At 68.9% G+C, this 19,331-nt stretch carries 12 protein-coding genes and 1 pseudogene; 12 read left to right on the top strand and 1 reads right to left on the bottom strand.

From position 1 onward, the window contains the following. Positions 1-110 precede the first annotated feature (110 nt). The 12 genes and pseudogenes from V6V89_RS10450 to V6V89_RS10395 form a co-directional block, all read left to right on the top strand. A pseudogene (locus tag V6V89_RS10450) lies at positions 111-347 on the top strand (substrate-binding domain-containing protein); the annotation flags it as partial. A gap of 140 nt (positions 348-487) precedes the next feature. Next, positions 488-2,305, top strand: a complete 1,818-nt coding sequence (locus V6V89_RS10445; protein WP_334618829.1) for an ABC transporter ATP-binding protein — start codon at positions 488-490, stop codon at positions 2,303-2,305. After that, entirely contained in the window at positions 2,302-4,089 is a 1,788-nt protein-coding gene (locus tag V6V89_RS10440) for an ABC transporter ATP-binding protein (RefSeq protein WP_334618828.1), read from the top strand. The genes V6V89_RS10445 and V6V89_RS10440 overlap by 4 nt, the downstream gene beginning before the upstream one ends. An 84-nt stretch (positions 4,090-4,173) precedes the next feature. Continuing rightward, positions 4,174-5,001 carry a TrmH family RNA methyltransferase gene (locus V6V89_RS10435; protein WP_334618827.1) on the top strand — a complete coding sequence of 276 codons (828 nt, stop codon included), beginning with the start codon at positions 4,174-4,176 and terminating at the stop codon, positions 4,999-5,001. Positions 5,002-5,526: 525 nt separating this feature from the next. Then, complete coding sequence (locus V6V89_RS10430) at positions 5,527-6,876, top strand: erythromycin esterase family protein (RefSeq protein WP_334618826.1); 1,350 nt, start codon at positions 5,527-5,529, stop codon at positions 6,874-6,876. A gap of 204 nt (positions 6,877-7,080) precedes the next feature. Further along, the gene (locus V6V89_RS10425) at positions 7,081-7,401 is read left to right on the top strand and encodes a hypothetical protein (protein ID WP_334618825.1); all 321 of its coding nucleotides are present in this window, start codon (positions 7,081-7,083) and stop codon (positions 7,399-7,401) included. A 201-nt stretch (positions 7,402-7,602) separates the two neighbouring features. After that, a complete protein-coding gene (locus V6V89_RS10420; protein ID WP_334618824.1) occupies positions 7,603-10,710 on the top strand; it encodes a scabin-related ADP-ribosyltransferase in 3,108 nt (1,035 codons plus the stop codon). Between the two features lie 531 nt (positions 10,711-11,241). After that, positions 11,242-12,816: a DUF5722 domain-containing protein gene (locus V6V89_RS10415; RefSeq protein ID WP_334618823.1), complete on the top strand. Its 1,575-nt coding sequence runs from the start codon at positions 11,242-11,244 to the stop codon at positions 12,814-12,816. A 236-nt stretch (positions 12,817-13,052) separates the two neighbouring features. Continuing rightward, the gene (locus V6V89_RS10410) at positions 13,053-13,709 is read left to right on the top strand and encodes a DUF2306 domain-containing protein (RefSeq protein ID WP_334618822.1); all 657 of its coding nucleotides are present in this window, start codon (positions 13,053-13,055) and stop codon (positions 13,707-13,709) included. 78 nt (positions 13,710-13,787) lie between these two features. Then, positions 13,788-14,102, top strand: coding sequence for a hypothetical protein (locus V6V89_RS10405; protein WP_334618821.1), 315 nt, complete (start codon positions 13,788-13,790; stop codon positions 14,100-14,102). Beyond that, positions 14,096-15,679: an MFS transporter gene (locus tag V6V89_RS10400; protein WP_442935109.1), complete on the top strand. Its 1,584-nt coding sequence runs from the start codon at positions 14,096-14,098 to the stop codon at positions 15,677-15,679. The genes V6V89_RS10405 and V6V89_RS10400 overlap by 7 nt, the downstream gene beginning before the upstream one ends. Positions 15,680-15,757: 78 nt before the next feature. Beyond that, positions 15,758-18,550, top strand: coding sequence for an AfsR/SARP family transcriptional regulator (locus V6V89_RS10395; protein ID WP_334618819.1), 2,793 nt, complete (start codon positions 15,758-15,760; stop codon positions 18,548-18,550). A 213-nt stretch (positions 18,551-18,763) separates the two neighbouring features. Here V6V89_RS10395 and V6V89_RS10390 read toward each other — a convergent pair whose 3' ends face one another. Continuing rightward, a complete protein-coding gene (locus tag V6V89_RS10390) occupies positions 18,764-18,934 on the bottom strand; it encodes a helix-turn-helix domain-containing protein (protein WP_334618818.1) in 171 nt (56 codons plus the stop codon). Positions 18,935-19,331 lie beyond the last annotated feature (397 nt).

Below are 19,331 nucleotides of genomic sequence, written 5' to 3'. Positions count from 1 at the left end.
AGGGCGAATGCACGTGGAAATGAGATCAAACCACGTGCATTCGCCCTTGATCGGCGAGAGGCGGGACGCCCTGCGGGGCGTCGCCTGGCGGTGGGGGCGCTGCCGCGCTTGGGCTGCGGATCCCGGCGGACCTGAGCGTGGTGGGCTTCGACGACCTGCCGATCGCCGCCGCCCTGGTCGACCCTCCACTCACGACCGTCCACCAACCACTCACGGAGATGGCGGTGGCCGCGACCGAGATGGCGCTCGCCCTGGGGCGGGGGGATACCCCGCAGACCGGGATCGAGCTGGCGACGACGCTCACCGTCCGGCAGAGCACCGCCCCACCCGGCGGAGCCGCAAATTGAGTTGCGGGCTCCGCGGCGATCGGAGACGCTGCGACCCATGAACTGACCCCTGGCCAATGCCGTCGACCTCCGTGGTGCTGGAGCACCGCGGCTCACGTGCTGCCCAGGGAGCTTCCTTGTCATTCACCATGCCCGCGCCCGTGCGCGACCGTCTTGCGCTGCTCGCCAGACTTCCATGGGTCGGTTCGGGACTGCTGGCCGCGCTCGTCGGCCTGACACTGCTTCTGAGCGCGGTGCCGGCCGCGACCGCGGCGACGGTCGGGTGGCTGATCGCCCGCCTCACCGACGCGGACACGAGCGACGCGGTGGCGCCGCTGTCGGCGTACGCGCTGGTGTTGTTGGCCAGGCACGTGCTGGTCGCGGTGCGGGAGCCGCTGTCCTATCTGGCCGAGGCGCGCATAGACGGGCGACATCGGGCCGAGCTGTCCCGGCTAGCCGCGAGCAGTCCCACGATCGACACGCTGGAACGCCCCGAGATCCAGGCGCTGATCCGCACCGCCCGGGCCGACCCGGAGAGCTTCATGGACGGTACACCCGGCGCCGGAGTGCTCGCCCAGCTCGACCTGATCGGCCGGGCGCTGGCCCTGGTCGGTGCCGGGCTGGTACTGGCCGCGTACGCGTGGTGGTCCGTACCGCTGCTCGTGGCGGCGGCCGTGGCCCTGCATCAACTGCGCTGGCACGAGGGCGTGCAGCGGCGGCGGGTATGGCGGCACGTGCCCATGCCGAGCATGCGCGCGGACGTGTGGTCCGACGCCCTGGTGTCGCCGGCCGAGGGCAAGGAGATCCGCGTCTTCGGCCTCGGGGATTGGGCTATCGGCCGCATCGATAGGCACCTGCGGCCCGCCTACGATCCACTGTGGCCAATGGATCGGCGGATACTCGCGGCGACGTGGCAACAGTTGGTCACGGTGCTCGTCCCACTGGGGATCGTGTATGTGGTGGTGGCGTTGGACGCGGCCCGAGGCGGTGCGCCGGTCGCGGTGGCAACGGCCGCGCTGGTCGCCGGCACCGGCGTCTTCGAGGCGTTCGACGACGCCCCCCAGGCCACGATCAACGCCATCACCTGCCTCCAGGCGTTCACTCGGCTGCGCGCGGAACTAGCGGACGGCCGAGCCGTCCAGCGCAGAGCGAGGCCCGCGGGCCCGCCGGCCCGTCGGCCACCGACGGTCCGCTTCGAGGGCGTGTGTTTCGGGTACCCGGGCAGCGCGTCACCGGTACTCGATCGGCTGGACCTGGAGGTGCGGCCGGGCGAACTGCTCGCGATCGTCGGCGTCAACGGCGCGGGCAAATCGACGCTGATCAAGCTGCTCGCCGGCCTGTACGAGCCGAACTCCGGGCGCATCACCGTCGACGGCGTCGACATCGCCGCGATCGGTCCGGCCGCGTGGCGGGCGCGCCTGTCGGTGGTGTTCCAGGACTTCGTGCGCTACCACGTGTCCGCGGCCGACAACGTGGCGCTCGGCAACGCCCTCGCCGCACCGGACATGGCGGCCGTCGTCGGTGCCGCTCGCGACGCCGGCTTCGACGAGGTGGTGTCGCGGCTGCCGGCCGGCTGGGACACGCCACTCGCGCGCGCCCGCGCCGGCGGGGTCGACCTGTCCGGAGGCCAGTGGCAGCAGGTCGTCCTCGCCCGCGCGCTGTACTCGATGCGTACCGGCGCCGAGGTGCTGGTGCTGGACGAACCGACCGCGCACCTGGACGTCCGCACCGAGCTCGACGTGTTCACCCGGCTCGCCGCACACCGCGGCGACGCATCGATGATCCTGATCTCGCACCGGCTGTCCACAGTGCGCAGAGCAGACCGCATCGTGCTGCTCAGCGATGGCCGGGTCGCCGAGGACGGCACGCACGAGGAACTGATCGCCGCGCGCGGCGCCTACGCCACCATGTTCGCCATCCAGGCGCGGCGGTTCCAGCGCGGCTTCGACGACCGGCTCGAAGAGGGTGACCTGACGTGATCCGCTACGCGAAGCTGCTCGCCGAGTTGCTGGCCCTGAACTGGCGGCTGCACCCGCTGCCCACCGCCGGCCTGGTCGCGCTGCTCCTGGCGAGCGTGCCCACCACCCCGGCGATGGCGCTCGGCCTGCGCGGGGCGGTCGACGGGATCGTGCACCGCGATCCGCGCGCCGCCGCCACCAGCGCCGCGGTCGCGGCGGTCGCGTACGCCGTGGGCCTCTACCTGCGAAGCCTCGCCTACACGCTGGAAGTCATGCTCGGCGATCGGATCGGTGCCCTGCACATCCGCCGGCACATCGAGGAGCAACTTGCCCGGCTCGACGGCCTGGACCACCTCGAACGCACCGACCTGCTGGACCGGATCACCGTGCTGCGCGGCGCTGGCTGGCGACTCAACCACGCCCCGTGGCAGGCGGTCGCGGCTGCCTGCGACGCGCTGCGGCTGGGCCTGCTCCTGGCGCTGCTGGCGGCGATCACCCCGTGGCTGCTGCTCCTGCTCGGCTTCGCCGCCGCGCCGCTGTGGTTCGACCAGCGCGGCCAGCGATCCGTCGTGGACGCCGAGACCGGTACCGCCGAGGCGTTCCGGTTGCAGCGCCACCTGTTCAACCTCGCCACCGCGGCGGCCGGCGGAAAGGAGCTGCGGGTCAGCGGCGCCGGGCCGGAGATCGCCCGACGGCAGCGTCAGGCGTGGGAGGCGGCTGTCAGCGGCCGGTTCCGCGCCCGGCTGCGGGCCGCCGCGTGGACGGTGGCCGGGTGGACGCTGTTCACCGCTGGCTTCACCGCCGGCCTGCTCCTGCTGATCGACCGCACCGCGCGCGGCCAGGCGAGCGCCGGTGACCTCGTCCTCGCGGTGACCGTCGCCATGACCCTGCGAAACGCCGTCCAGGACACCCTGTTCTCGGTCAGCCGCTCGATGAGTGGCCGCATCGTCACGGAACCGCTGCTGTGGCTGCGTGAGTATGCGGCCACGGCCCGCGCCACCGGACGCCGGACACCACCGGCCAGCCTGCGCACCGGCATCACCCTTGACAGCGTCGGCTTCACCTACCCCGGCACCGGACGACCCGCACTCGACGACATCAGCTGCCACCTGCCCGCCGGCACGGTCGTCGCCGTCGTGGGGGAGTACGGCTCGGGCAAGACCACCCTGGTCAAGCTGCTGACCAAGCTGTACCTGCCCGACCAGGGCCGGATCGAGGTCGACGGCGTCGACCTCGCCGAGCTGGCCACGGCCGAGTGGCGGGCCCGCACCAGCGCCGCCTTCCAGGACTTCGGCCGCTTCCACATCCGGTTCGGGGAAACCGTCGGTATCGGCGACCTGGCGCACCTCGACGACACCGGCCGCATCACCGGCGCCGTACACGCCGCCGACGCGCAGCCACTGGTCGACCGGCTACCGGACGGGCTGGACACCCAACTCGGGCGCCCGTTCGACGGCGTCGAGCTGTCTGAGGGCCAGTGGCAGCGCACCGCGCTCGCGCGGGCGTCGATGCGCACCGACCCGCTGCTGTTCGTGCTCGACGAGCCCACAGCGTCACTGGACGCGCCCAGCGAACACCTCATCTTCCAGCGGTACCTGGTTCGCGCGCGTGAACTGGGCGCCCGAAGCGGGGCGATCACCGTCATCGTCTCGCACCGCTTCTCCACCGTCACCGGAGCCGACCACATCCTCGTGCTCCACCAAGGGCGGATCGTCGAGCAGGGCACTCACGAGGAGTTGCTCGCGGCCGGCGGCCGCTACGCCGGCCTGTACGGCATCCAGGCCACCGCCTACACCCACCACTGACGTGGACAGACTTTCAACACCCGGCGCCCGTCCGCTCCCCCCGGCCATCGCTGCGTGCCGTGGCACGAGGAGAATCTCAGTCTTGTGGTGAAGACGCTCAGGATCACAACGAGGAACGCGACCTTCCAGCAGTGGCTCGCAATGTTGAGTAACCGCAACAAGCGCCAGCGCGCCAGCGAGTTCATCGTCCAAGGCGTGCGGCCCATCAGCCTCGCCGTGGAACACGGCTGGCACGTCCGAGCCCTCCTGTTCGCCGAGGAACAAGCCCTGTCCCACTGGGCCCACGCCATCCTGAACCGAGCCAGCACCGCAGTCCGAGTCACCCTGGCCCCCGACCTGCTCCACGAGCTCGGCGGTAAAGACGAAGAGTCACCCGAACTCCTCGCCGTCGTCGGACTCCCCGAGGACGACCTGTCCCGCATACCAGTCAGCCCCGACATGCTGATACTGGTCTTCGACCGACCAGCCACTCCCGGCAACATCGGGACACTGATCCGCTCCGCCGACGCCCTCGGTGCGTCCGGCGTGGTGATCACCGGGCACGCGGCCGACCCGTACGACCCCAAGGCGGTGCGCGCCAGCACCGGGTCCCTGTTCGCTGTGCCCGTCGTGCGCGTAGCCAGCCACCGCGACCTCCTCGACTGGGCGACCGCGATACGCGCGCGCGGCACTGCGCTCGAGATCCTCGGCACCGACGAGCACGGTACCCACGACATCGCCGAACACGATCTCACCGGAGCCAAGATCATCGTGATCGGAAACGAAACGCAGGGCCTCAGCGCCGCGTGGCGGGATGCCTGCGAGCAGACCCTCCGTATTCCGATCGGCGGATCCGCCAGCTCCCTCAACGCGGCTGCCGCTGGCACGATCGTCCTCTACGAGGCAGCACGGCAACGAGCTCGCGGCAGGTAGCTGAACGAGCATCCCAGGCCGCCGCGGACGCAAGATCAATCCTTGCTGCCCACTCCGGCGGTGTTCCGGTACGGCGATGGCCCGTTCGACCGCGGCGCGGGCGCTGTTGATGCTTGGTTGCCGGCGCGTCGCACGTCGCTGAGTTCGCTTTCGCGGGGTTTGCGGGTGCCTGTGATCGCGTCGGTGCCCAGGTAGCCGAGGTAGGCGAGCATGCCAGGCCGGCGGGCTTGAGGTGGCCTGACCGTCCCGGCCTCGATCGGATGGCAGCGAGACTGTGACGGACCCGCCGTGAAGCAGCGCACCGAGCACCTTGCCCGCCTTGCCCCGGGGCTGGGACGAGGCCGCCGACGGGGTACGAGCGTTACTATTTCCCCCGCTTCGCACCATTGGTCGCGATCGAACCCCACCGCTGTGGCTACGCACCCTGACGTACGCCGAATGACGCCGCCGGGCGGACGCGGCAGGGACCTCGGGTCGCGAGGCTGGGGCCAGCGAACGAATCCGACACAGGAGGACCTTGTCGTCATGGGAACCCCACGCAGGACGTTGCTGGTCGGCGCGGCAGCGAGCGCGTTCTTGACCGGCATGGCCGCACCGGCGGCGGCCGCACACACCACGAAGACTCGGCCGCGCAATCCGGACCGGGTCATCGCCGGATGGATCGATCGGACTGCCCATCCGTTGGCGTCGCTTGACCCGGTCGATCCGGTCGGCGACCTGCACCCGCTGCGGGACATCATGGGCCGGGCCACCGTGGCCGGATTGGGCGAATCGACCCACGGCTCGCGGGAGCAGTTCCAGGTCAAGCACCGGATGGCCCGCTTCCTGGTGGAAAAGCTGGGGTTCCGCACGATCGGACTAGAGCACGACTTCGCCCAGGGCACGCTCATCGACCGGTACGTTGTGACCGGCGAGGGCGACCCGCGTGCGCTGGTACACGGGATGAGCTTCCCGTTCTGGGTCTGCCAGGAAATGCTCGACCTGATCCAGTGGATGCGCGCGTACAACCAGGCCCATCACGACAAGGTGCGCTTTCTCGGTACCGACATCATCGCGCTACGCGATTTGAGCTTCGACACGGTCGAGGGCTACGTCCACCGGGTCGCCCCGGACCAGGTCGCCGAGCTGAAGGGATTGCTGGCTCCGCTGCGACCCACCGGACCCGGCCACACCTACTGGTACCAGAAGCGGCTAACAGAAAGCCAGCGGCGGCAGCTCATCGCGACCGCACGCCGCATGAGTCGCCTGGTGCAGGCCGCGCCGGCGACCGCGCCGCGGCTCGACCGCGAGTACGCCGAGCAGCACGCACGAGCGATCGTCGGTTGGTACGAGGCGTTCAACAACGTGGACTTCGCGCCGGAGCGGGAGCTGTTCGTCGCCGACGCCATCGGCTGGTGGCAGCGCGTGATCGGCGGCAAGGTCGCCTACTGGGCGGCCAATGTTCATGTGACCTCTGCCGAGGCGATTTCCTACCGGCATCCCGACGGCGGCTGGACCGGCCAAACCGCCGGCGGCTTTCTGAAGCAGCGGCTGGGCCGGCGGTACGTCGCGATCGGATCGGTGTTCGGCCAGGGCACCATCAGCTCCAACTACCAATCGCTGGGCACATACCCGATCGGGGCACCGCCGCCCGGCCTGCTGGACGCCACACTGGGCGCCGCCCGCACCCCGAATTACCTGCTCGACCTGCACACCCCGGCACCCGACCCGATCCGGGCCTGGTGTACCGGACCGATCAGCAAGCGCATGATCCTGCCAAGTTACAACGAGGGCAACGACGGCGCCGGTTACATCATGTCCGTCGAATCGCTGCACGACGCGTTCGACGCTCTGCTGTATGTCCGCACAACAACCGCGACCGGCCTGTTTACCTGATCTATCTGACGAGACCTCGCGACGAGAGGGGGTGCACGTTGACCGTGCACCCGCCCTCGCAGACCTTGACGATCCGGATGTTTGTCGCAACGTACTTGAGTGCCAGCCGGGCAAATGAGAATGTGTGGTCAAGAGTAGGGATGTCATTACGGGCGACGGCGGCTGCCCGGTAGTAGATCACCTTGGTTGTGTGGACGACGTCGGGTGCTGGGCCTGTACCGGGCGGTGGTGCTGACCCTGTTTCTGATGCGTCGTAACGAGTCCCAGGCCGTGGCCGGAGAGGTGTTCGGCTGTTCACAGTCGATCGTGCGCCGGTTGCGGCCGCTGCTCCGTGCGGTCGCCGCAGACTTCGCCGGCCAGATACGGCGGCAGGCGAAACACTCGGCGGTGCTGGTCGACGGATTCCGCGTGGTGGCCGCCGTTGACCGGGCCGGTAGCGCCGCCATCGCCCGTGACCTGGGCGTGTGTGCCGACTATCCACACGTGGCGTTGCCGGCAACGCCCGCGACCGTGAAGCCGTTCTGAAACCGGCAGCTGCCCATACTCCTGGTCACTGGTCACTGGTCACCGGTCGTCGAAGGAAGGCCGCGGGCAGGACGGGTGCGCCGTGAGCGAATTCGCTCAGGTCGCTTGATGTAGGGGAATCCGGCGGCAAGAGGTCCGAGAGGGACGTGGATGAGAAGCAGATGGCGAAGCGTTGTGTGCGGGTTCTTCGCATCCGTCTTGATGGCGGTGCCGCTGGCGGTTGTGACTGTCGCCGCGACGCCCGAGCAGGCGTCGGCGGATCCGGGAGCGTCGACACTCACGTGGAAGTGGGGCGGCGAACCGGACGGCCCCGATTGCACGATCTCGGCGAGTATCGGCTCGGTGGTCACGGCGGGCAAGGTCCATCTCAGCGGGCGTTTCCACGGATGTGCCGGCGACCCGGACCTGGGTCGAGGGGACGGCGTCCTCAGCGTCACGGGAACCGTGGACGGACGCGACTACGGCGGGAGCACCCCGTGGTGCCCCGAGACGTGCTCCTACGTCGCCGAGCTGCCATTCACCGGCGCGGGCACCTACTGCGGTTTGGTCTTCTACTTCGATTTCGGGTACGTGCTTCAAAACGGCCACGACCCGTCAATCAGGCCGTGCCGCTACATCTCCGGTGTGGCGCCGGTCTTTCCGCCGGAGCAGATCCCACCGCCGCCGGTCGGTGTCCCGCAGCCGCCGCCGCCTCCCAATCCGCAGCCTGCGCCCTGTCCGCAGGTTTCGTCACTGAGCGTGGTGCCGGACGGTATGGTGCTGCAGACCTGTGACACGGGCCGGATGTACAAGATGGTTGGCGGTGCGCCGTTGTGGCTGACCACGTGTGACGGCGGTATGTGCCCGGGTACACCCATCAAGGTCACTCAGGCCATCGTCGATGCCGGCCTGCCGTTCCCGCGGGACGCCGCGACCGCGACCGATGAGGGTGGAAACATCTTCAAGTTCGTCGGCGGTGCCCCGATCCACCTGTCCAGCTGCACGGTGGGCTGTGGCACCCCGATACGGGTTCCGGCGGGCACCCTCCAGTTGGTCCATCCGGCCAACCATCTGCGGCAACGACCGATAGACGCGGCGACCGCACGCGACGAGGCCGGACATGTCTTCAAGTTCGTGGGCGGCGCCCCGATTCACCTGTCCAGCTGCGCGGTGGGATGTGGCAGACCGGTCCCGGTCAACGGCTGGAGCGTGGCCAACCTCGACCACATGAACGCGGTCCCGACTGATGGTGCGACGGCGAAGGACGAGGCGGGCAACATCTTCAAGTTCGTCGGCGGGGCTCCGATCCACCTGTCCAGTTGCTCGGTGGGATGCGGCAACCCGGTGCCCATTACCGCATGGAGCATCGTTCACTACGAGCACATGAGATCCCGTCCCGCGGATGGCGCTACGGCGAAGGACGAGGCGGGCAACATCTTCAAGTTCGTCGGCGGTGCCCCGATCCACCTGTCGAACTGCTCGGTGGGATGCGGCAATCCGGTGCCGATCAACGGCTGGAGCGTCGCGACGCTGGAGCACATGAACCCCACCCCGGCCAACGGCGCTACGGCGAAGGACGAGGCGGGCAACATCTTCAAGTTCGTCGGCGGTGCCCCGATCCACCTGTCGAACTGCTCGGTGGGATGCGGCAATCCGGTGCCGATCAACGGCTGGAGCGTCGCGACGCTGGAGCACATGAACCCCACCCCGGCCAACGGCGCTACGGCGAAGGACGAGGCCGGCAACATCTTCAAATTCGTCGGCGGTGCCCCGATCCTGCTGTCCGGTTGCGCGGTGAGCTGCGGAAGCCCGGTGCCGATCAACGGCTGGAGCGTCGCCACGTTGGAGCACATGCGGGCGACCCCGACGGACGGCAGTGTGGTCCGTGACGAGCGCGGCCGGACGTTCAAGTTCGCCGGCGGTGCGCCATTGCCGATCACCAACTGCGTGGTCGGTTGCGCCGGTGGCGTCACCGTCACGGCGCACAGCGTGAACAGCCGCGATCATATGAGGGTCGTACCGGTCGACGGCACCCGCCTTGTCGCCGGCGACAAGGGGAACGCGCAGTACCGCGTGGTTGGCGGCGTGCCCGATGCCGCCGGCACCTGCCCGAGCGCTGCCGGCTGCGCCACGGCGGTGGCTGTCAACGGCTACACCGTTGGCCACCTGCTCGTTGACGGCACGCGTGTCAAGGATGCCGGCTCGTCGGGGCAGGCGGGGATCGTTGGCGGCGCCTTGGTCGCGTTTCACAACATGGACGAGCTCAACGGCGCCGGGTACGGCACCAAGCCACTGCTGGTGATTCCCAACAGAATGTGGACCAGTCTGTCTACCCGCCCCGAAGACGGCACCCGGCTCAAGGACTCCGGCTCGTCTGGGCAGGCGGTCATCATCGGCGGCGCGAAGATCACGTTCGCTACTCCGCAGGAGGTTTACGACACCGGTTATGATGCTAAGCCGCTTCAGGTCGTACCGAACCGGGTGTGGAATGGGTTGCCCACCCAGATCGCGGATGGCACGCGGCTCAAGGATTCCGGCTCGTCTGGGCAGGCGGTCATCATCGGCGGCGCGAAGATCACGTTCGCTACTCCGCAGGAGGTTTACGACACCGGTTATGATGCCAAGCCGCTTCAGGTCATAGCGAACCGGGTCTGGAACGGGCTGCCCACCCAGATCGAAGGGCGCACCCTGATCAAGAAACCGAGCGCTCCGACCGTGGCGATGGTGCTCAACAACACCAGGGTCGACTACACCGACCAGCAGGAGGTCAATGCGCTGGGTTGCGCCGACCGGCCGACCCAGATGGTGCCGGCCCGGGTCTTCGACGCGATCAGTAATCAGCCCGACCGGCTCTACCCGGCCGCGACGCGTGCCGTCGACCTCGGCCGGATCACACCGACGCCGTCCTGGCGCAAGAACTGCTTCCAAATCTTCCGCGCAGACAATCGCGACCCGGCGGAGAATTTCGCCAACGGCTTCCACCCCTTGAACCTCAACGGCCAGTACAACCTGCGGGAGTACGTGCTGAACAAACAACCCTCGCCATTCGTCTCCACAACGTACTACAAGGGTCTCTACAGCAGGTGGAAGCCAAGTTATTACTACTGCATCGACGCGCCGAGTGGAATCGACGTCAATGAGACCATCGGTAGCGATCATGAATATGCGTGGCAAGTGGAAGTCGCATTCCCCGGCGGAGTCGACCATCGGTTCATCGTGGGGGCATGGCCATACAACGAAAGCACGGGACAACTCGGGTCGTTTACCCGTAATACGAACTACGACGGTAACCGCTCCAATGAGTGGTGTACGGCCAACGCCATCCCGTAATTGACATTGACTACCCGGGCGGCCAGCCGTGCCGCCCGGGTAGTCAGGGCGAGCTTCGGAATGAGCAGATACACGCGTCGCGGGACAGGACGTCGGCGTCGTCGCCGGCGATCTGGGGCTCCGTCGTGCTGCCAGCGGACGCCGACGCGGACCCGGGTGATCTCGTCGCTGCGCTGGCCGATGCACGGCGCCGGCAGCGGGCGCAACGGCGTGGACGGCTCGGCGTTGAGGACCGCCGGTGCGACCGTTGCGATGCGGTCGGTCAACTCGCAGCCCGGCTCAGGGAACCGCTAGAGCATGGATTCGTTCCGGTCAACGGTCGGCGGCGGTCGGCGGAGTCTTGCTCTACCCGAGGTCTGTTGGGGTAGGTGTCGCGCGCTGAAACCGGTGTGAAGCCGGAGGTCTGGTTGGGTTCCAGTATCGGCGCGGTCAGTGGCGCCGCAGGTGGATGGGATTCCGATGCGTGTTGTCCTTGCTCGGTCCACAACTCGGCTGGCTCTGGGGCCCGGCAGGCTACCTGTGAGTGAACCTGTGAGCGAGGGCAGACGTCGGGTGATGGCCGCCGCGCTCGCGGTGCTGTCCACTGTGGTCGTCGGATCGGCGCCGGTCGCCGCGGCGGACGCGGCGCTGCCGTACCCTGAGCGTGGCGGCTATCGGATCAAGGCGATCCAGCCGGACGGCTGGGCGGACAAGGCGGAGATCGCCGGCAACAACACCGGCGGCGTGGCCATGAACCTGGTCTGGGCGCAGTGGCAGCCAACCCGCAAGCTCGCACCCTGCGCAGCCGGTGAGGAAACCTACGATGGGCACTGCTTCCAGGTGCCAGCCGCCATCGACGCGGACATCGCCGACTGGACCGCGCGCGGCCTCGTCGTGACGGGCGTGGCGTACGGCGTGCCGGCCTGGGCGCGGGCGGGCAAGCCCTGCTCGCCGGTCGCACCGGGGTTCGAGATTTTCTGCACGCCGTCCGACCCGGCCGACTACGGTCGCTTCGCCGGCATGCTCGCCAGCCGCTACAACGGCCAGCGCGGCCACGGCAGGGTCGCCGACTTCGTGGTGATGAACGAGGTCAACACCAACGCCTGGTTCGACATCGGATGCGGCCAGGGTACGCCGTGCGACGCCAACCGGTGGCTGGACGAGATCGCCGCCAACTACAACGCGGCGTACGACCGGGTGTCGGCCGAGCAGCCGACCGCCAAGGTGCTCATCTCGCTGGACCACCAGTTCGGTGCCGCGTTGCACCGCCCGGCCGCCGCCGACGCCACGCTCGCCGGCGAGACCGTCCTGCGTGGACTGTCCACACGCGCCGGTGCGCGGGCGTGGCGGGTCGCGTTCCACCCGTACCCGAAGAACCTGCGCGACCCCGCCTCCGGACCGGACGACTACCCGTACGTCACGTACGGCAACATCGGGGTCCTCGCCGGCTGGCTACGGGCCACCTTCCGCGACCGGCCGGCGGCGTGGGACATCCAGCTGACCGAGAGCGGCCTCAGCTCCGCCGCGCCGTCCACACCGCAGCGGCAGGCGGCGGCGGTCTGTGACTCGTTCCGCAACGTGCTCGGCACACCGGGGATCGGCAACTACGTGTACCACCGCATGCGCGACCACCCGGACGAGGTCGCCGGCGGCCTCGCGTTGGGGCTGCGGGACGCGACCGGCGCCGCCAAGCCCGCGTGGGCCACCTGGGCGCTGGCCAACCGCGCCGACCTGACGCCCCCGCGACTGTCCTGCGGGTTCGAGACGCTGCCGTACACCCGGCTGGTCCGCGGTTACCACCCGACCCGGGGCCACTGGGCGTCGTCGCGGCTGCTTCCGCCCGGGTTCACAGCGGAGCGCTCGTGGCGGCTGTGGCGCGACGAGCGACCGGGCACGATGCCGCTGTTCGAGTGCCGGGTCGGCGCGCACAGCATGCTCAGCCTCGACCCCGGCTGCGAAGGGCAGTTCCCGCTCGGCCCGGTCGGGTACGCGCACAGCCAGCCGGTGGCCGGCACCGTGCGGCTCTACCGCTGCCAGATACCCGCGAACGGCGACCACTTCGTCTCCACCGACGCCGCCTGCGAGGGACACCGAACGGAGGGCACACTCGGCTACGCGATCGCCTGAGGGCTCGAGGGTGGCTCCGACCTCCGACCTCGGCTCGGCTGGGGACATTGCCGACGCAAGTCATCCACGGTCGGTGCCCACGTGTCCGAACTCGCCATGGCGCAGACCATCGGCTCTCTTTCTCCTGTGGTCCAGGAACGATGGACGGTCGAGCAGGAACTCAGGTGTCCTGATCATATCTGGCCGATGCAGTGACTGGTACGAATGGACGAACGGCGCTGGATCATGGGGGTGCGATGAGTGAACGTGCGGTGGCCCAGAGCCGCACGCGGCTGCGGTTGGTGCAGGCGGCCGTGGCCGGGTTGGTCGTTTTCATCTTGCTCTATGTCGCGATGCGCGTGTGGAAAGACGTTCCTCATCTCGCCGATGGGCCGCGACCGGTGGAGGACGCCGACCGCGCGTACGTCGAGCATCCGTGGTTGGCGTATCTGCACATCGCGCCCGGCGTGCTGTACCTGCTCGGCGCTCCGCTGCAACTGGCGTATGGGATCCGTTGCCGGCACTACACCCTGCACCGGCGGCTCGGCCGCATCTTGCTCACGGCCGGCCTACTCAGCGGTGTGTTCGCGATTGTCTTCGGGGTCCTGTACTCGTACGGCGGCGCCGGCGAGGCCGCGGCGTCCGTCGTCTTTGGCGGCTGGTTCGTAGGCTGCCTGGTGGTGGCGTTCCGTGCGGTACGCCGCGACGACATCGTCCGGCACCGGCGTTGGATGATCAGGGCGTTCGCCGTCGGCATCGGGGTCGGCACGATCCGCATCTGGATCATCCTGCTCACAGAACTCGGAGTGCTCGAGTTGAAGGAATCGTTCGCTCCGGCCTTCTGGGTCTCCTTCGCCACACACGTCCTCGTTGCCGAGTGGTGGGTCCGCACGACCCCGCATCCGCCCGGATAGCCATCCGATACGGCCCGATGGCCGGCCCAGCGCACACCACGAGCCGGCGGAGGATGCCACCCCAGAGGCTCGCCGCCCGTGGCCACGCTGCCGCTCAACATGGGCATCGGCATCTGGGCCGGCCCTCTCCGGCTTGGCGATCGCGAGCGCATGAAGCCGATTCGAAGCACGCTGACATTAGTCTCGCGTTACCGCCACTGTGACGACATGACCGACGGACGGAGCGATGACAAGGGGTTGCCCCTGCTACCAAATTACCCGACCGAGGAGATTTTCCAGGTCGCGAACGCCGAGGACCACCGCCGGCCGGGGATGCCTGACGAGATCACCACACCATCCGGCACGCGGCCGGGCCCTGCGTCACGACCAGAAGCCCGCAATAGCGCATGTTAGGGACGGATGGCGTGACACAAGAGCGAACCGAACGTAGGGGCAACTCATCGGGCCGGGCCGGGCGCAGAGAGTGGTTCGGGCTGGCGGTTATCGCATTGCCCTGCCTGTTGTATTCGATGGACTTCACCGTTCTGCATTTGGCGGCGCCGAGTCTCGTGGCTGATCTGCAGCCGACCGGCGCGCAGCTTCTCTGGATAATTGACATCTATGGGTTCCTGCTGGCCGGCGCGCTCGTCGCGATGGGTGTACTGGGTGATCGCATAGGGCGACGAAAGCTGTTGTTGATCGGCGCCGCCTTGTTTGGGCTGGCCTCCATACTGACCGCCATGGCGCCGACGGCCGAATCGCTGATCGCCGCCCGTGCCTTGCTGGGTTTGGCCGCCGCAACGTTGGCGCCGTCCACCCTGTCGCTGATCCGCAACATGTTCACCGATTCGAAGCAACGTACCGTGGCCATAGGTATCTGGGTTGCCAGCTTTTCGGCCGGAGCCGCGATCGGACCGCTTGTGGGCGGCGCACTGCTTGTGCATTTCTGGTGGGGATCCGTCTTCTTGATCGCCGTACCGGTGATGATGTTGCTCCTGGTACTGGGACCCTGGCTGCTCCCCGAATATCGTGATCCCGACCCAGGCCGCCTGGATATCACCAGTGCCGCCCTGTCCCTGGTCGCCATCCTGGCGGTGGTGTACGGCGTCAAGCAGATCGCCGCCGGCGATCCGGGGATTGCGGCAATCGTGGCCATCGTGGGCGGCCTCGCGGTCGCCGCGGTCTTCCTACGCCGCCAACAGAAGATCGAAAACCCGTTCGTAGATCTCTCCCTGTTTCGATCGAGCGCCTTCGGCCCGATGCTTGTGGTCTACACGATGATCTTCTTCGTCAACTTCGTGGCTTTTCTGTTCATCACCCAGTATCTCCAGCTGGTGCTCGGGATGAGTGCGCTGGAAGCAGGGCTGTGGACGCTCCCCTGGGGCGGCGCCTTCATCGTCGGATCTCTCGTGACGCCCGCGATCGCCGCCCGGACCGGACCGGCCGTCCTGGTCGCGGGTGGCCTGTCGCTGGCGGCGCTCGGATTCTTCGCCCTGACCCAGATCGAAATGGGGCTGGCCATCATCGTGCTCGGTTCAACCCTCTTTTCATTGGGCTTGGCGCCGGCAACCGCTCTTGCCACCGATCTCATCATCGGCACCGTTCCGCCATCGCGGGCCGGTACGGCATCCGGGCTCAGTGAAACGGGAGCCGAACTCGGCGGCGCACTCGGCATCGCGCTCATCGGCAGCGCCGCCACGGCGCTCTACCGCGGCACGTTGAGCCGTGACCTACCGCAAGGATTGGCGCAGCATCACGTAGATGCCGCGCTCGACACCCTCGGGGGTGCCCTGATGGTGGCCGAAGCGCGTCAGGACAGCATCGGCGGCCGGCTTTCGCTGAGCGCTCGCGACGCGTTCACCGACTCGGTGGTTCTGGGCTTCATTCTGTGCGGCGTCACGATTCTCGCGGCGGCCGCGTTGACGGTCTCCGCCCTGCGCAAACCCAACCGGATCGAAGGGACTACTCCCAGCGAACAGCAAACGGCCTAGTTTTGGCCCCTCATCAAGGGGCCACGCTGTGGATCAACAGTGGCGAGGCCTTCTTAGCTGGGAAGGATAGGACTTGCTGTGCTAGCTGTGCCGTCGGAGCATAGTGATCTTGCGTATGGTGTGCTGGGTCCGCTCGAGGTACGCCTGCGAGGGCGGCTCGTTCCGCTGGTGTCCCCGAAACACCGTGCGCTGTTGGCGACCCTGCTGCTGCAGGCTGGTAACCCCGTGCCGACGCAGGAGCTCGCAGTGGCGGTATGGGGCTCGCACCAGCCCGAGGTCCCTCGTCGAGCCGTACAACTGATCGTGACCCGGCTCCGCGCGATGCTGGGCGCGACGGAGATCGTGACCCGCCCGGGTGGATATCTGATCGATGTACCGGCTGAGCGTCTCGACCTGGGTCGCTTCCGGTACTGGCTGGAGCAGGCCGACCGGGCGGCCGAGCGCGAGGATGCCGGCATGGAGGCGGCCGCACTCGGCGAGGCGCTGGCACAGTGGCGCGGCGAGCCGTTGGCCGATGTCCCGTCCGACCTGCTCCACCGCCAGACCGTACCCCGGCTGCTGGAGAAGCGGCTCCAGGTGTGGGAGCGGCGCATCGGCCTGGAGCTGCGACTCGGCCGTCACGCCGAGCTGGTCGATGAGCTCGTCGACGCCACCTCACAGCATCCGTCACGGGAGCGGTTCTGGGTGCAGCTCATGACCGCCCTGCACCGCAGCGGCCGCCGCGCGGACGCGCTGGCCGCATACCAGGCTGCGCGGCGGCACATCGCCGACGCGCTGGGTATCGATCCCGGCGACGAGATGCGGCAGCTTTACGCGACCGTACTCGGCGGCACGTCGGTCAGCTCGGCCGGTGCGGGGGTGCTGCCCGTGCCCAGGCAGCTGCCCCCGGAGGCGTCCGCGTTCGCCGGCCGTGCGCGGGAAATCGCGGCGCTGGACGAGCTGCTGCTCAGCGGACGCGAACGCGACCTCGCCTCCATCGTGGTGGTCAGCGGCACGGCCGGCGTCGGCAAGACCGCGCTGGCGCTGCACTGGTCCCGGCGGATGGTCGAACTGTTTCCGGACGGCCAGCTCTGGATCAACCTGCGCGGCTACGACAACCGGCCGCCCGTCACCCCCGAACAGGCCCTCACGTACCTGCTCCGTGCCCTCGGCGTACCGGCGATCGCGATGCCCTCCGATGTGGACAGCCAGAGCGCGCTGTACCGGTCCCTTATGGACGGCCGGCAGACCCTGGTCGTCATCGACAACGCCGGCGCTGCCGAACATGTGCGGCCGCTGCTGCCCGGCGGTCCCGGCAACGCCGTCATGGTGACCAGCCGCAACCAGCTCACCGGCCTGTGCGCCGCCGACGGCGCGACCCTCGTCGTCCTGGACCTGTTTACCGCCGAGGAAGGCCGCGAGATGCTTGCCCGGCGCCTGGGCGCCGACCGGGTCGACGCCGACCCGCAGGCCACCGCGCAGATCGTGGAACGCTGCGCGCGCCTTCCCCTCGCCCTGGCCGTCGCCGCCGCCCGCGCCGCTCAGCGTCCAGCTCAACCATTGCGGGATTTCGCCGACCAGCTGCAAGCCGCGCGGGAGCGGCTCGACGAGTTCGCCAGCCCCGACACCGCCACCGACGCCCGCGCGGTCTTCTCCTGGTCCTACCGCACGCTCAGTGAGCCGGCCGCCCGGCTCTTCCGGCTGCTGGGTGCGCATCCCGGCCGCAGTATCACCGCCTTCGCCACGGCCAGCCTCGCCGCCATCCCACCGGCGCAGGTCCGACCGTTACTTACCGAACTCGCCGACGCCCAGCTGGTCACCGACCGGGGCGGCGGCCGGTACGCCCTGCACGACCTGATGCGTGTGTACGCCACCGAACTGCTGCACACCCACGACGCCCAGCCGCAGCGGCACGCCGCACTACGCCGGATGCTCGACCACTACCTGCACACCGCGCACACCGCGGCGACGCTGATCGACTCCTCCCGTACCCCGATCCCCCTCGCACCACCGGACGCCGGCGTGTCGCCGCTGCCGCTGGCCGACCGCGAACAGGCACTGGCCTGGCTCGGCGCCGAGTACACCGGCCTGCTCACCGCGATCGAGCGCGCCCAGGCCAACGGGCTGCACACCCACACCTGGCAGCTGGTCTGGACCCTCGCCGACTTCCAGCAGTGGCGCGGTCTCTGGCGCGACCGCGCCGCCGGGCTCCGCGCCGCGCTGGAGGCGACGCAGCGCCCGGACAACCGCGCGGAGCAGGCCCGCGCCCACCGGGGACTCGGGTACGCGTACAACCGACTGGGCCGCGACGACGACGCCCAAGCACACCTGCAGCATGCGCTCGACCTCTACACCGCGCTCGACGAGCCGACGGGCCAAGCCCGCGCGCACCACGGCCTGTCGTACATCCTGGAACGGCAGGGAAACCACCACGCAGCCCTCTGGCACGCCCAGCGCGCCCTCGGCCTGTATCCGGCCGACAGCCACCAGGCCCACCACGCCCGCGCGGTCGGCATCGTCGGCTGGTGCCACGCCCAACTCGGCGACCACCACAAGGCCCTCGCCCACTGCCAGGACGCCCTCACCCTGGTCCAACAGACCGGGGACCGGGTGGCCGAGGCCGCCAACTGGGACAGCCTCGGCTACATCCACCACCACCTGCGCAATCACCACCATGCGATCACCTGCTACCAGACCGCGCTGCGCATCCGCCGCGAGCTGGGTCACCGGTACGGCGAAGCCAACACGCTCAGCCACCTCGGCGACACCCACCACCTGCTCGGCGACCACGACGCCGCCCGCCGAACCTGGCACAACGCCCTGACCATCCTCGAACAGCTCGGCCAACCGGACACCGACCACGTACGCATCAAACTCAAGAACGCCGAGTGAGCCGGCCCTGCCGCGCAGACGGCGTCAAATGGCCGACGGCCCTACGAACCACCTCGCGCAGGACGACACCGACAGCGGCTGACCGCACCTGTCCGATGTGGACCTCGCCTGCGAGCGCCGTCGCGGCGCGGGATGACGGCCTGCTGCTCGCGACCTCCCACGCCGTCAGCCCGCTAGGCCGCTCTTCGCACTCTCAGCCCGCCGTGACGGCAATCAGCGCGCGGGATCCTGATCGACGGCACCTCTCCTAATCGCACCCGGCGAGACGCCGATGACGCGCTTGAAGGCACGGCTGAACGCGGCCTCGGACCGGTAGCCGAGCCGATCGGCGAGCTGGCCGACCGTAGCGCCCTCCTCCTTCAGTGCGGCTACCGCGACGTGCATGCGCCAGCGGGCGACAGGCACTGGCTGCGCGACGTGGTGCGGCCCGGCACTGCGCGGTGCTGGACGGCTACCCGGTGGTCCAGATCCTCGAGCGGGACCCCGACGGACGACCCGTCCGGATCCTCGCCTTGGTGATCGGCGGCAGGTTCGACCCCCAGATGCACGGCTGGCGCGCGCACGGGACGTCACTGAAAGCAGGTGAGCTGGACGCAGGACAGTACACCACACGTCGTCGCGTGACCCGGCACTCGTATTCAGCGCCGCCGCCTCCAGCGTGCGGGGCAAATGGATCGATTGAGGCCGGACCGGAGCCCCCGGCCGATCCGGCGGGGCGCTAGGAGGCTCCTGAATAACCCCGTTTCGGGGGTGCGGGTTTCGGGTGGTGGTGATGGGGAGG

The sequence above is a fragment of the Micromonospora sp. CPCC 206061 genome (genome assembly GCF_036906915.1).
Classification (GTDB): Bacteria; Actinomycetota; Actinomycetes; order Mycobacteriales; family Micromonosporaceae; genus Phytohabitans.
Note: the sequence above shows the minus strand (reverse complement) of the source record. Positions and strands in the feature narration are given on the sequence as shown.

Coding starts and splice junctions, on each gene's coding strand:
- V6V89_RS10390 (WP_334618818.1), bottom strand. CDS start 18,934: ATGCACGTCGCGGTAGCCGCACTGAAGGAGGAGGGCGCTACGGTCGGC.
- V6V89_RS10410 (WP_334618822.1), top strand. CDS start 13,053: ATGAGTGAACGTGCGGTGGCCCAGAGCCGCACGCGGCTGCGGTTGGTG.
- V6V89_RS10430 (WP_334618826.1), top strand. CDS start 5,527: ATGGGAACCCCACGCAGGACGTTGCTGGTCGGCGCGGCAGCGAGCGCG.
- V6V89_RS10420 (WP_334618824.1), top strand. CDS start 7,603: ATGGCGGTGCCGCTGGCGGTTGTGACTGTCGCCGCGACGCCCGAGCAG.
- V6V89_RS10400 (WP_442935109.1), top strand. CDS start 14,096: ATGTTAGGGACGGATGGCGTGACACAAGAGCGAACCGAACGTAGGGGC.